Annotated in this window: 11 protein-coding genes; 1 reads left to right on the top strand and 10 read right to left on the bottom strand. The window is 68.1% G+C overall.

What is annotated here, in order from left to right:
- Positions 1-72: 72 nt before the first annotated feature.
- Entirely contained in the window at positions 73-1,332 is a 1,260-nt protein-coding gene (locus tag JWN21_RS12620; protein ID WP_299650669.1) for a threonine ammonia-lyase, read from the bottom strand.
- A gap of 208 nt (positions 1,333-1,540) precedes the next feature.
- Here JWN21_RS12620 and JWN21_RS12615 point away from each other — a divergent pair, with 208 nt between their 5' ends.
- Positions 1,541-3,160 carry an amidohydrolase family protein gene (locus JWN21_RS12615; protein WP_299650843.1) on the top strand — a complete coding sequence of 540 codons (1,620 nt, stop codon included), beginning with the start codon at positions 1,541-1,543 and terminating at the stop codon, positions 3,158-3,160.
- A 270-nt stretch (positions 3,161-3,430) separates the two neighbouring features.
- Here JWN21_RS12615 and JWN21_RS12610 read toward each other — a convergent pair whose 3' ends face one another.
- From JWN21_RS12610 to JWN21_RS12570, 9 genes are all read right to left on the bottom strand, one after another.
- Complete coding sequence (locus JWN21_RS12610) at positions 3,431-3,730, bottom strand: hypothetical protein (protein WP_299650666.1); 300 nt, start codon at positions 3,728-3,730, stop codon at positions 3,431-3,433.
- Positions 3,731-4,129: 399 nt separating this feature from the next.
- Positions 4,130-5,221, bottom strand: a complete 1,092-nt coding sequence (lptG, locus tag JWN21_RS12605) for an LPS export ABC transporter permease LptG (protein WP_299650663.1) — start codon at positions 5,219-5,221, stop codon at positions 4,130-4,132.
- Positions 5,218-6,387, bottom strand: a complete 1,170-nt coding sequence (lptF, locus tag JWN21_RS12600; RefSeq protein ID WP_299650840.1) for an LPS export ABC transporter permease LptF — start codon at positions 6,385-6,387, stop codon at positions 5,218-5,220. Before lptF ends, lptG begins: the two co-directional genes overlap by 4 nt.
- A 94-nt stretch (positions 6,388-6,481) precedes the next feature.
- Positions 6,482-8,422 carry an ATP-binding protein gene (locus tag JWN21_RS12595; protein WP_299650660.1) on the bottom strand — a complete coding sequence of 647 codons (1,941 nt, stop codon included), beginning with the start codon at positions 8,420-8,422 and terminating at the stop codon, positions 6,482-6,484.
- Between the two features lie 50 nt (positions 8,423-8,472).
- Positions 8,473-9,729, bottom strand: a complete 1,257-nt coding sequence (locus tag JWN21_RS12590; RefSeq protein WP_299650657.1) for an aminotransferase class I/II-fold pyridoxal phosphate-dependent enzyme — start codon at positions 9,727-9,729, stop codon at positions 8,473-8,475.
- The gene (locus tag JWN21_RS12585; RefSeq protein WP_299650655.1) at positions 9,726-9,968 is read right to left on the bottom strand and encodes an acyl carrier protein; all 243 of its coding nucleotides are present in this window, start codon (positions 9,966-9,968) and stop codon (positions 9,726-9,728) included. Before JWN21_RS12585 ends, JWN21_RS12590 begins: the two co-directional genes overlap by 4 nt.
- Positions 9,969-10,010: 42 nt before the next feature.
- Positions 10,011-10,901 (bottom strand): SDR family oxidoreductase, encoded by an 891-nt coding sequence (locus tag JWN21_RS12580; protein WP_299650652.1) that lies wholly within the window; start codon positions 10,899-10,901, stop codon positions 10,011-10,013.
- Complete coding sequence (gene proB / locus JWN21_RS12575) at positions 10,898-11,998, bottom strand: glutamate 5-kinase (protein WP_299650649.1); 1,101 nt, start codon at positions 11,996-11,998, stop codon at positions 10,898-10,900. Before proB ends, JWN21_RS12580 begins: the two co-directional genes overlap by 4 nt.
- 42 nt (positions 11,999-12,040) lie before the next feature.
- The coding region (locus JWN21_RS12570; RefSeq protein WP_367182944.1) for a Uma2 family endonuclease at positions 12,041-12,558 on the bottom strand (518 nt) is incomplete at its 5' end.

Raw genomic sequence — 12,558 nt, 5'->3', positions numbered from 1 at the left:
GTGGCGTCAGGCCTTATGAGTCTTTGCGAGGCTGCTGAAAAGCGGCTTTACCACGATTGACGGTTAACGGCCTCAGGCAAGTTCCACCGGGCTGACCTCGTACCCTGCTTCGCCGAGCGCGGCGATCAGGCGGTCGAGGTGCTTGCGGTCGCGCGCCTCGCATTCGATGTCGGTGATCAGGCCCTTGGCCGGCAGCGAGGTGAAGACGCGCTGGTGGTAGACCTCGATGATATTGATGCGCTCCTGGTCGAAGATGCGCGCGACGTTGAACAGCGCGCCGGGCTGATCCTGCAACCGGATGCGCAGCCGCGCGAGCCGACCGGACCGGGCCAGATCGCGCAGCAGGACGTTGGCGAGGAGGCGCGTGTCGATGTTGCCGCCGCACAGCACCACGCCGACAGTGCGGCCCTGGAAGCGTTCGGGATAGGCGAGCAACGCCGCCAGTCCGGCCGCGCCCGCGCCCTCGACCACCGTCTTCTCGATCTGGAGGAGCAGGCTGACCGCCTCCTCCAGCCGCCGTTCGGACACCAGTACGATGTCGTCGACGAGCGCGCGCACCATCCGCGCGGTGATGCCGCCGGGCTCCTTGACCGCGATCCCCTCCGCCAGCGTGTCGCCGGCGCAGGGCAGGGCGGTGCCGCGCAGCCGGTTGTACATCGACGGGAACAGCCGCGCCTCGACGCCGATGACCTGGATCGGGCGGCCATCCGCCGCTTCCCGCGCACGAGCGACCGTCGCCATGCCGGAGATCAGGCCACCGCCACCGATCGGCGTCACGATCGTGTCGATCGCGGGCACGTCGGCGAGCATCTCCACCGCCACCGTCCCGGCGCCGGCGATGATGCGCGGGTCGTCGAACGGGTGGACGAAGGTGAAACCGCGCTGCCCCTCCAGCACGCGCGCATGCGCATAGGCGGCATCGAACGTGTCGCCTTCCATGATCACGGTGGCACCGTGGCCTTGCGTCTGCGTCACCTTCACCGTCGGCGTGTTGATCGGCATGACGATGGTGGCGGGCACGCCCAGCCGCTGCGCGTGATAGGCGAGGCCCTGCGCGTGATTGCCCGCCGACGCGGCGATCACGCCCTTGGCCTTGGCCTCGTCCGACATCAGCAGCAGCGTGTTGAGTGCGCCGCGCTCCTTGTACGCTGCGGTGAACTGCAGGTTCTCGAACTTGAGATAGACGGTCGCGCCGGTCAGCTCGCTGAGCGTCCTGCTGATCAGCGTCGGCGTGCGGACGATCGCGTCGGCGATGCGCGCGTGCGCGGCGTGAATGTCGTCGATCGAGACGGGCATCGCGTCTGGATCGACAGTGCGGGCGAGGGTGGCCATCCGCGCTGGCTAGCGCATCTGGCGCGGGGGGGAAACACGGCTTATCCCGACGGGTATGAGCATCCGTACCTTCGTCACCCTGAACTTGTTTCAGGGTCCATGCGCGCGCCTTGCCGCCCGGACCACTGGCCGCGGTTGCGCATGGATGCTGAAACCAGTTCAGCATAGCGGCCGTAAGCGTCGGCTCGCCGCCCTCTCCGCGGCGGCGATGACCCTGATTCCCACTGCCGCCTTGGCCGACGCCTTGGTCGAGAACGTCAACGGCATGACGATGGACAAGGACGGCAGGGTCGTCCGCTTCACCGGGCTGCTGATGTCGGCCGACGGCAAGGTGACCGCCCTGCTGCGCCGCGAGGACAAGCGGCCCGCGCGGGTGGACTGGCGCGCTGACATGAAGGGGCGGGTGCTGCTGCCGGGCTTTGTCGACGCGCACGGGCATGTGCTGGACCTGGGGTTCCGCGCGCTGGCGCTGGACCTGTCCGACACGACCAGCCTGGCGGACGCGCAGGCGAGGATCAGGGCCTATGCCGCCGCGAACCCGGAGCGGACCTGGATCATCGGCGGCGGGTGGAATCAGGAGAAATGGCAGCTGGGTCGCTTTCCGACCGCCGCCGATCTGGACGCGGCGGTAAGCGACCGCCCGGTCTGGCTGTCGCGCGCGGACGGCCATGCCAGCTGGGGCAACACGGCAGCTTTGAGGGCGGCGGGCGTCACGGCGCGCAGCGTGTCGCCGCCGGGTGGACGGATCGAGAAGATCGGCGGCCTGCCATCGGGGGTGTTCGTCGACGCGGCCGAGCAGCTGGTGTCGAAGGCGGTGCCGCAACCGCTCCCCAAGGAACGCGACGCGGCGTTCCTGCAGGCGCAGAAGCTGCTGCTCGCCGACGGCATCACCGCCGCCGCCGACATGGGCACGACGGTCGACGACTGGCTGACCTATCGACGCATGGGCGATCGCGGCGCGCTGCGCGTGCGGGTGATCAGCTATGCCGCCGGGGTCGAGCCGGCGCTGCAGGTCGGCGGGGCCGGGCCGACGCCCTGGCTGTACGCGGATCGGCTGCGGATGGTCGGCGTCAAGCTGTACGCCGACGGTGCGCTCGGGTCGCGCGGCGCGTGGCTGAAGGCACCCTATGCCGACGCAGCCGGTCAGGTCGGCGCGGGGTTCATGACCGACACGCAGCTGCAGAACAAGATGAGCCGCGCGGCGATGGATGGCTGGCAGGTTGCGGTGCATGCGATCGGCGACCGCGCGGATGCGCAGGTGCTCGACGCGATCGAGCTGATGGCGGAGACCTACAAGGGCGATCGGCGCTGGCGCGTCGAACATGCGCAGATCGCCGATCCGGCCGATCTGCCGCGCTTCGGCAAGCACGGCACGATCGCCTCGATGCAGCCGATCCACCAGACCAGCGACCGGACGATGGCGGAGGCGCGGCTGGGGTCGGCGCGGCTGACCGGCGCCTATGCGTGGGCGTCGATGCTGAGGAACGGCAGCAGGCTGGCGTTCGGCACCGACTTTCCGGTCGAGCGGCCCGACCCGTGGGCGAACTGGGCGGCGGCGTTCACGCGCGCCGATGCGGCGGGAGAGCCGTTCGGCGGCTGGCGTCCCGAGGAGCGGGTCAGCCGCGAACAGGCATGGTGGGCGCTGACGGGCGGTGCCGCCTATGCGGGCTTTGCCGAGCGACAGTTTGGCAATCTACAAGTCGGGCAACGCGCGGACTTCATCATCGTCGATCGCGATCCGCTGCTGGCGAGTCCGAGCGAGCTGCGCGCGACCAAGGTTCAGGAGACCTGGGTCGGCGGCGAAAAGATGTGGGAGCGCGGTAAATAATCGTCGTCACCGGGAGCGTGACGGCGACGATGGGCGCGATCGCCCTGCTCACGCCGGGCGCGGGCGCATAGCGCACGCTCTCGCGCCGAGGACGGGTGCCTGAGCCACGCCTGTTATGTCGATGCCGGGTCGCGTGACCGGCTGTTTTCAGCGAGCAATGGTGCGACGTGGTGGCGTTCCAGCGGGCAAAAAGCCGTGAGCGGAAGCTGTCAGCGACGTTTCACCTGGCAATACGCACCGGACAGCCGACAGGTTGCGGTGTATCATAACTCATAACACGACCATCATCGTAACCGTGTTCGAATGATAGCCGACGCGCATCTTCTGCTCCGCCGCGATGGCCATATGCATACGGACGGAAAACCATTTGCTAATCAGTGCCGCAGTACAAGCGGCGATGTTTACTGTCACGCTGGACCCTGCAGCAAACCTCGTATCGGCCGCGATGACCGGGTTCTTCGACGTGCCCGGCTTCGAGCAATACGAGATCAAGGTCAGCTCTGTTATCAGGCGTGCTGCGCGTCGGTCGGGCGGATACTTGATTCTGCTGGACATCAGCGGCTCCGCCATTCAGTCACAAGAGATTGTTGCCCAGTTTCAGCGGCACGTTGCCGGGGTTCCGAGGGCGCGCCTCTGCGCTGTCGTAACGGGCCAATCAGCCGCTCGTTTGCAAGCGCGACGCATGATAAGCGGGCCGACGGTAAAGATGTTCGAACATCGTGAGCGCGCGCTGGAGTGGCTATTTAAGGACAGAGCCGCTTCAATCGAGCGCCTTCAAGCCGTCAGGGTTGGCTGAACAAGAATCCAGTCGCGAGTGGCGACGGTAACGTCCTGAACGTCCACTACCGGGCGCAAGCGGAATGGCCGCTTCCGGTCGAGGACCGCGCGCTTTGCTTGCTCGATGCGTCGCATCAGAATGACCGAGGGGAGCGACAAGGCGACGCCACAGGCGACACGGGAAGCCCGGAGTTATTCCTCGGACCGGATCAGCACGGCCTCGCCGATGAGGAAGAACAGCAGGAACGGCGCCCAGGCCGCGAGGAAGGGCGGGTAGGCACCGAGATTGCCCATCGCGAGCGCGAAATTGTCGGCGACGAAATACGCGAAGCCCAGCGCCATGCCGATCACCGCGCGCACGAACAGCTGCCCCGACCGCGCGAGCCCGAACGCGGCGACCGCGCCGAGCAGCGGCATCAGCACCGACGACAGCGGACCCGACAGCTTGTGCCACAGCGCGCCTTCCAGCGCCTTGGTCGGACGGCCGGCGTCGCGCAGGTCGCCGATCGCGGAGCGCAGCGCGCCGAAGCTGAGCCCTTCCGCGTTGACCGTGCCGAGCGTGAACTGATCGGGCCGCACGCCGCGCGCGACGACGATCTCGCCCAGCGCGCTCACCGTGCCGGTCGCGACGTCGAAGCGGGTCGCGGGCCCGACGCGCCAGCCGTTCCCGTCGCGGCGGCCGTTCGGCGCCTCGATGACGGCCATCAGCGCGCCTTCGCGACGGTCATAGACGGTGACGCCGCGCAGCCGCGCCGCGTCGCCCTTGCCGGTGATCGAGTCGACCTCGATCAGGTCGTCGCCGGCGCGCACCCAGACGTTGCCCCGGTCGCCGCGATCGCGCGGCATCGGTCCGTAATCCGCCTTTTGCCAGCCATCGAGCGTGGCGGTGGCGCGGGCGACGATGCGATCGTTGAAGGCAAAGGAGAGCGCCGCGACGCCGAGGCTGGCCAGCAGCAGCGGCGCCAGCACCTGGTGCGCGGACAGGCCCGACGACTTCAGCGCGATCACCTCGGAATTCTGGTTCATCTGAATGAGCGTCAGGATGGTGCCGAGCAGCACCGAAAACGGCAGGAAGCGGGCGACGATCTCCGGCGCGCGCAGCGAGACATAGGTCCACACCTGACCATCGCCATTGCCCGGCACGGCCAGGATCTTGCCGGATTCGCTCAGCAGGTCGAGCGCCTGCAACACCAGCACCAGTCCGGCGAGGATCGCAAAGGTGCGGACCAGGAACAGTCGCGCCATGTAGAAGGACACGGTTCGCGAGGGGAAGAAGCTCCTCACGCCACTGCCTCACGGCGCCGCTTGAAGCGACCCGTCACGAGCTTCGCGGCGCGCGAGAAGAAGCGTTCCAGCCCGCCGATCGGCTGTCCGCCGGGAACATAGGCGATCTGGTAATAGAGCCAGCCGGTCAGTGCGGCGAACAGCGCGAACGGCACCCACAGCGCGATCAGCGGGTCGACGCGGCCGAGCTCGCCGAAGTCCGTCGCGTACTGGTTGACCTTGTGATAGGTGACGACGAGCACGATCGACAGGAACACGCCGAGCGCCGACGTGCTCCGCTTGGGCGGCACGCCCAGCGCGAGCGCCAGGAACGGCAACAGGAACATCGACGCGACCTCGACCAGCCGGAAGTGGAATTCCGCGCGGCTCTGGTCGCGCAGCGTCTGCGTGTCGCCGTCCTTGCCCAGCCGGGCGAGCTCGGGCAGCGTCCATTCAACGTTGCGCCCGCCGCGATCGCGGAAACTCTCGGTTCTCGGTAGCGGAATCGGCAGGTCGTGCGACGTGAAGGTGAGCACGCGCGGGGCGCTGAATTTCGGGTCGGTGTGCACCAGCGTGCCCCGCACCAGGCGAAAGATGATCGTGTTGGGGTCGTCGGTGGCGAGGAACTCGCCGCTTTGCGCGGTGACGGAAACCCATTTGGTCGGGCTCATCTGTTGATGGACGAAGATGCCGGACAGGCGGCGGCCCTTGTCTTCGCTCTCCTCGATCCGCAGCGTCATCTTGTCGCCGAAATGCGTGAATTCGCCGACCTTTATCGAGGCGCCCAGCGCGCCGGTGCGCAGCTCGAAGCGCAGCCCTTCGTAGAAATAGCGCGCCTTGGGCTGTACATAGCCGACGATCGCCAGGTTCACGGCGGCGAGCACGAGCGCGTACATGAACGGCACGCGCAGCAGCCGGCCATAGCTCATGCCGACGCCGCGCAGCACGTCCAGCTCCGATGTCGTGGCGAGTCGGCGGAACGCGAGCAGGATGCCCAGCATCAGCCCGATCGGGATGCCCAGTCCCAGATATTCGGGCAGCAGGTTGGCGAGCATCCGCCACACGACGCTGACCGGCCCACCCTGCGTCGCGACGAAATCGAACAGGCGCAGCATGCGGTCGAGGATCAGCAGCATGGCGGCGATGATCAGCGTCGAGAACAGCGGCAACGCGATCAGCCGGGCCATGTAGCGGTCGATGGATTGCACGGGGGCGCTCTAGCGGTCGCGGTGGGGGGCGTCACCTGCTTTCCCAGGCACCGCTTCGGCATGACGTGACCGGCTACTCCGCCGCGATCAGCTCCGGGGTGTCGCGGCGTCCGGCCATTGCCTCGGCTATGCCGTCTTCCAGACCCGCCAGCGTGAATGGTTTGCGAAGCACGGGGCGGCCGTGCAACTCGTCGGAGCCGACCTCGCCCGCAAAGCCGGTGACGAACAGGACCGCGAGGTCGGGCCAGCGCTCGAGCAGCCCGGCTACCATTTCAGGGCCCGTCTGGCGCGGCATCAGCACGTCGGACACGAGCAGATCGACACCGCCGGCGGCCAGCAACAGCGCGGGCGCGGCGAGCGGGTCGCCGCACGCGCGCGGCCGATGGCCGAGTTCGTTCAGCGCGCCCATCGTCGCGGCGAGCACGCGCGGATCGTCCTCCACCACCAGGATATCCAGCGACCGTTGCGCCGCGGCAACGACGACCGCCAGCTCGAGCCGGGTCGTGTCGCGCGCCTCCCCCACTTCGCGCGGCAGGTGCAGCGTCACCACGGTCCCTTCGCCCGGCGCGCTTTCCAGGCCGATCTCGCCCCCCAGCTGCTGCACCAGCCCGAAGATCTGGCTGAGTCCGAGGCCGGTGCCCTTGCCGACCTCCTTGGTCGTGAAGAACGGCTCGAACACCCGCTCCGCGACCTCTGGGGTCATGCCGCAGCCGGTGTCGTACACGGCGATCCGGACATAGTCGCCCGACGCGCAGTCGCCGACCTCGCCCGCGCCCAGCGTGGCCGCGCCGATGACCACGGTCAGCTCGCCGCGCCCGTTCATGGCGTCGCGCGCGTTGACGGCGAGGTTGAGCAGCGCATTCTCCAGCTGGACCCGATCCGCACGCACCCGCCAGCCGCGGCCTTCGTCGCGGTGGAGGACGGTGATGCCGTCGCCCAGCGTGCGATCGAGCAGGTCGCGCATCCCGGCCACCAGCTGCGCGACGTCGATCGGCTCGGGCTTGAGCGACTCCTCGCGACTGAAGGCGAGCAGGCGTCGGGTCAGCGCGGCGGCGCGGGCGGCACCTTCGCTTGCGCTGTCGATGTGACGGCGCGCGGCTGCCGGATCGTGCGCGAGCGTCCTTGCGGCGAGTTCCAGTCCGCCGCTAACGACCGCAAGCATGTTGTTGAAATCATGTGCGATGCCACCAGTAAGTTGGCCGACCGCCTCCATTTTTTGCACCTGGCGCAGCTGCGCCTCCTGCACGCGCAGTTCACCCGTCGCCTGCGCAACCGCCGCCGCCAGCTCGTCGGCGCGCCGCGACGCGGCTTCCGCCTCCGCCTCCGCCTGCGCGCGTTCGCCCATCGTCCGGACGATGATCCAGCCCAGCGATACCGCGCCCAGCACCAGCAGGATGCCGAACGCGGCGAGCACGCGAGCCACCCTGCTGGCGTCGCTTACACTCGCTCTCGCGGCGGCCTGTCGCTCCTCCAGCAGCAGGCGCTCATAGTCGGTGATGAGGTCGAGTTCGCGATTGATGGCCGCCAGCGCGGGTGCCTGGCGCGCGCGGTGGTACAAGGCGAGTGCCTGCGCGTTCTTCTTGTAGCGGGTCGACAGTGCGACCACCGACAGCTCCTCGCCGCGGGTGCGATGAGCAGTGCGCAAGCGACTGATCCGACGTTGTTGTTCTTCGTTCGCGCCGGTAATCTGCGCCAGTCGCTGGAGCTGTGACTCGCTCGCCTGCCATTCGCTGGCATATAGCTGGCCAAGCTGCTCGTCGGCGGAGATCACGTAGCGACCCAGCGACGCTTCGGCCCGGGCGATGGTGCCCGACAGCGTCCGGGCCAGGATCATCAGATCATAGCTGTCGCCCTGCAGCGCCAGCGCGCGATCGCGTTCGCGGTTTGCACCGCTCAAGGTCACGATAAGCGCGAACAGGACTGCCGCGCCCGACAGCGCCAGGATCGCGAGCATGACGCCTCGCCAGCTGATCCTGCCCATCAGGGTAGTGGTATCACCCTCGTCCCCGGTCATCCGGCCTTTCTACCCCAGTCGGGGACCCGGCGATAGGTCGAGAGCGCGGCTCAGCCGATCGCGCCCACCGTCCGTCCCGCGTTGGCGAACATCACCAGCACGCGATCGAGCTGCTCGATAGTGTGCTCGGCGCAGAGCGAGCAACGGAGCAGATAGGTGCCCGCCGGCGTCGCGGGCGGGCGGGCCATGTTCACGTACAGTCCGGCATCGAGCAGGGCCTGCCACATCGCGACCGCTTGTTCCTGATCGTCGAGGATGATCGCGATGATCGCGCTGTCCGGCGTCGCGGTGCCGAGCCGAAAGCCGAGCTGCGTCAGTCCGCCATGCAGATGTCGTGCATTATCCCATAGTTGCCGGCGCTTGTTGTGCGCGAACTGAAGCTTGCGGATCGACGTCGCGGCCGTGGCGACGACGCTGGGCGGCAGCGAGGCGGTGAAGATATACGCGCGGCAGGCCAGCCGGATCGCCTCGAACTTCGGGTGATCGGAGACGCAGAAGCCGCCCACCGTGCCGACCGATTTCGAGAAGGTGCCGATGACGAAGTCGACGTCGCAGCCTTGCTCCTCGTATACGCCACGCCCGTTGGGGCCGTAGAAGCCCATCGAGTGGGCCTCGTCCGACAGTACCATCGCGCCATGCTTCTTCGCGACCGCGACCATCTCCTTGAGCGGCGCGACGTCGCCCAGCATCGAGTATACGCCCTCCAGCACAACGAGCTTGCCCGGCTCTTTCGGCAGTCTTCCCAGACGTTTGTCGAGGTCTTCTACCGAATTGTGGCGGAAACGGACGATCTCAGCATTGCCCTGCGCGCAACCGTCATAGATCGAGGCGTGGCTGTCGGCGTCGAGGATGACGTACTCACCCTTGCCCGCGAGCGTCGAAATCATCCCCAGATTGGCCATATAGCCGGTCGAGAAGACGATCGCACCGCTGACACCATAGAAGTCGCGCAGCGCCTGCTCGACTTCCATGTGATCGCGGAATGTGCCGTTGAGCATGCGGCTGCCGTTGGTGCCCGAGCCGAAGCGGTCGAGCGCGTCCTTGCCGGCCTGGATCACGTCCGGATCGAACGTCATGCCCATATAGTTGTAGGTGCCGAGCAGGATCGTCTCGCGCCCGGCGATCACGGCCTGGGTCGGCGAGCGCACCTCGTCCATGACGATCGCGAACGGGTCGGTGACGCCGGTGTCGAGCAGGCGCTGGCGTTCGCCGATCAGCGCGTCGAACTTGCTCATCAGGTCGCGCTCGGGCGCGACCGGTGGCGGATCGAGGTCGAGCGTCTCGGGCTGGAAGCCGGTCTCGGTCATGCTTTCAACTTCGCTACCGCGTCGACCAACTGGCCGACCGTCTCGATCTCCGCCTGCATGTTCATGGTGATGATGATGTCGAACTCGTCCTCGATCGCGGCGACGAAGTCCATCACGGTCAGGCTGTCCCACTCCAGATCGCCCTGGAAGCTGGTCGTCTCGCCAAGCACCACGCCCTTCTTGTTGAACGGCTCGATCTGGGCGGTGACGGTGTCAAAGATGGCTTGGCGGTCGCTCATGATCGGTTCCTGACGCGCGAATGCGGCGGTGTTGCGGCGCGGCTATAACAAGCCCTGCTGGCGATACCATGCGGCGGTCCGCCTCAGCGCCGCGTCCGTGGTCTGCGTGGGCTGCCAAAGCGCCGGCGGCGGGCGGCGCGCGGGATCGATCGTCCAGTCCGGGTGACGGAAGTATGCGACGCGATCCGCAGTGAGCTTCGCGCCCGCGCCGCGAACCGCGGCGTCGATGGCCGCGGCGGCGGAGAGCAGCAGGCCCGGCAGGGGCAGGGGGAGCACGCGCTTTCCCACCGCGCGGCCGATCGCGCGCGCGAAGCCGTCATGGGTCCAGCCCTGCGTGCCGTCGTCGACCTCGTAGATCGTGCGCGGACCTGCCGTCGTGGCGAGCGCGAGCAACAGGGCGGCGAGATCCTCGACCGCGATCACCGACAGGCGACCGCGCGGCGGCAGGGGCACGACATGGCGGCGGGCGAAGCGAAACATGTCCAGCAGTTCGAGGTCGCCGGGGCCGAACACGGCCGGCGGGCGGACGATGGTCCAGCTCAGGTCGGAGTCCTCGACCCGCTTCTCGGCCTCCGCCTTCGACCAGCCATAGGCGGACAGCGCGGGCTCGCGCGCGGCGAGCGAGGAGACGTGGACGAAGCGCGGCACGCCGGCGTCGCGGGCGGCTGCGAGCATCCTGCGCGTGCCGTCGATGTTGCTGGCGGCGAAGCCGGCCCGGTCGGGCGCGTTGACGACGCCGGCGACGTGGACCAGCGCGTCCGCGCCTTGTGCCAGCCGGCCACTGCTGGCGAGATCGCCCGCGATCCAGGTCACGGCCGCGCGTGCGGGCTGCGGGCGGCGCGTCAGGGCGCGAACCTCGTGACCGGCGGCCAGCGCCTGCTCGAGCAGATGGCCGCCGACGAAGCCCGTGGCGCCGGTGAGCGCGAGGATCACAGCAGCGCCAGGTGATTGCGGTGCACGAGCGCCGATCGCGGCGCATAGCCCAACAGCGCGGCGTGCTCTTCGGATCGCTTGCCGAGCAGGCGCTGGGCGTCGGCCGCGTCATATTCCGACAAGCCGCGCGCGACGGGACCGTCGGGTCCGTCGATGGTCACCAGATCGCCGCGCGCGAAGCCGCCCTTCACCGTGGTCGCACCTGCCGCGAGCAGACTGGTGCCGGCTCTCAACGCTTTCGCGGCACCGGCATCGACGGAGATCGACCCTTTGGCAGTCAGCCCACCTGCGAGCCATGCCTTGCGCGCGGGCGCGGCACGTTCGGCGGCGAACAGCGTGTGGCGCGCGGCGGCCGACAGCGGGTGATCGGCGCGCCCGGACGCGATGGCGAGCGGGATGCCCGCCGCCGCCGCGATCCGGGCGGCGGCGAGTTTCGACGTCATGCCGCCGGAGCCCATGCCGGAACCCGACCCCGCATCGGCCATCGCCACCGTCGCCGCGTCGACGCGCTTGACCTGAGCGATGTGAACCGCGCCCGGCAGCGCGGGATTGCGGTCGTACAATCCATCGACATCGGACAAAAGGATTACGCCACTCGCGCCCGCCACCTGCGCGACCCGCGCGGCCAGCCGGTCGTTGTCACCGAAGCGGATCTCCGCCGTCGCGACGCTGTCATTCTCGTTGATCACCGGCACGACGCCGAGCGACAGCAACCGGTCGAGCGTGGCGGCGGCGTTGAGGTAGCGGCGGCGATCCTCGAGATCGTCCAGCGTCACCAGCATCTGCGCGGCGGTGAGCCCCTGCGCCGCGAGCACCTCCGACCAGACCTGCGCCAGCGCGATCTGCCCGGTCGCGGCAGCGGCCTGCGCATCCTCCAGGCTGGCGCGACCGCCCTTTGTCAGGCCGAGCCGGCGCGCGCCGAGCGCGATCGCGCCGGATGAGACGATTGCGACCTGCTGCCCCGCACGGGCGCGGTCGGCGATGTCGGCGGCGATCCCCTCCAGCCACGCCCGCCGCACGCTCCCGTCCTCGCCGACGAGGAGCGCCGAGCCGATCTTGACGATCAGGCGCGGGCAGGAGGGAGGCGGGAAGAGCATCGGCTGTAGCGCTACAGCGTGTGCGCCGTCGCGCCAACTGGATCAGTCGCGCGCGAAGATTTCGGAACTCGGGATCGTTAACTGCAGTGCGGGAATGACGATGCCGCGCTGCCCGGAGAAGATGTGGTCAAGCCAGCCATCCTCCAGCCGCTCAACCGTGCGGCACATCTCATTGATCGGATCCACGAATGCGACAGTACGGATGCTGGCGACCCGCTTGTACTCGGCAAGCTTCGTACCTTGATCCAGTGTCGTAGTGCTTGGCGAGAGCACTTCGATGACAGCGACTGGATCGGTGATCTCCTGATCATGGAGGATTCGGTCATAGTCCAGCCCACCGCATTGGATGCTTACGTCTGGGTATCGCACTTCCGTTTCGCTGATGCGCACGGCCATGTCCGAATCGAACGGCCGGCAATTGCCGCCTCGCAGCTTAGCTCTCAGCCAGGCGTAGATGTTGCCCTTGACCCATGAGTGCGCAACCGTGCCGCCCGTCATCATCACAATGACGCCGTCCGCTAATTCGAACCGCTTATCGGTGCCAAAGTCCATCGCCAGGA

It is taken from the genome of Sphingomonas bacterium, from assembly GCF_028292945.1.
Taxonomy (GTDB): domain Bacteria; phylum Pseudomonadota; class Alphaproteobacteria; order Sphingomonadales; family Sphingomonadaceae; genus Sphingomonas.
The sequence above is the reverse complement of the archived record's forward strand: the minus strand, read 5'-3'. Positions and strand labels throughout refer to the sequence as shown.

Excerpts from the sequence above, each read along its gene's own strand:
- lptF (WP_299650840.1), bottom strand. The coding sequence starts at position 6,387 with ATGGCCCGGCTGATCGCGTTGCCGCTGTTCTCGACGCTGATCATCGCC.
- JWN21_RS12610 (WP_299650666.1), bottom strand. The coding sequence starts at position 3,730 with ATGGCGGAGCCGCTGATGTCCAGCAGAATCAAGTATCCGCCCGACCGA.
- proB (WP_299650649.1), bottom strand. The coding sequence starts at position 11,998 with ATGCTCTTCCCGCCTCCCTCCTGCCCGCGCCTGATCGTCAAGATCGGC.
- JWN21_RS12585 (WP_299650655.1), bottom strand. The coding sequence starts at position 9,968 with ATGAGCGACCGCCAAGCCATCTTTGACACCGTCACCGCCCAGATCGAG.
- JWN21_RS12590 (WP_299650657.1), bottom strand. The coding sequence starts at position 9,729 with ATGACCGAGACCGGCTTCCAGCCCGAGACGCTCGACCTCGATCCGCCA.
- JWN21_RS12595 (WP_299650660.1), bottom strand. The coding sequence starts at position 8,422 with ATGACCGGGGACGAGGGTGATACCACTACCCTGATGGGCAGGATCAGC.
- JWN21_RS12620 (WP_299650669.1), bottom strand. The coding sequence starts at position 1,332 with ATGGCCACCCTCGCCCGCACTGTCGATCCAGACGCGATGCCCGTCTCG.
- JWN21_RS12615 (WP_299650843.1), top strand. The coding sequence starts at position 1,541 with ATGACCCTGATTCCCACTGCCGCCTTGGCCGACGCCTTGGTCGAGAAC.